Source organism: Mesorhizobium sp. M8A.F.Ca.ET.181.01.1.1 (assembly GCF_004792025.1).
Classification (GTDB): domain Bacteria; phylum Pseudomonadota; class Alphaproteobacteria; order Rhizobiales; family Rhizobiaceae; genus Mesorhizobium.
The window spans coordinates 1-282 of record NZ_SRTV01000331.1 but is presented as its reverse complement, the minus strand read 5'-3'; the positions used below and the strand labels follow the sequence as shown (position 1 = coordinate 282).

Sequence of the window (282 nt, the reverse complement as noted above, 5' to 3'; positions counted from 1 at the left end):
TGACTCCCCTCCTTTCTTGTCAAGGATGAGTTTGCAGGCTGCGGTGCGGCAGAAGCCGGACAGAACAGCGACCGGTCGAGTAAAGGCCTGCGCAAACCGCATATTGCGAGCCTTCAGGTGAAGCGCGGCGAGGTGGTGACCGTCATCGGCCCTTCCGGCAGCGGCAAGACCACGCTGCGGCGCTGGCGCGTTCCGGCCTCGCGATAGCCGACCTCCTTGCCGTCGATGCGGATCGAGCCGCTGTCGTAGCTCTCCAGGAAGTTGACGCAGCGCAGCAGCGTG

General features: G+C 64.5%; 1 protein-coding gene and 1 pseudogene. One reads left to right on the top strand and one right to left on the bottom strand.

Going from position 1 to position 282, the window contains the following annotated elements:
• The first annotated feature begins 117 nt into the window (after positions 1-117).
• The gene (locus tag EN824_RS36485; RefSeq protein ID WP_348631550.1) at positions 118-207 is read left to right on the top strand and encodes an ATP-binding cassette domain-containing protein; all 90 of its coding nucleotides are present in this window, start codon (positions 118-120) and stop codon (positions 205-207) included.
• Here EN824_RS36485 and EN824_RS36770 read toward each other — a convergent pair.
• Positions 174-282, bottom strand: a pseudogene (locus tag EN824_RS36770) (amino acid ABC transporter ATP-binding protein); the annotation flags it as partial. The gene EN824_RS36485 and the pseudogene EN824_RS36770 overlap by 34 nt on opposite strands.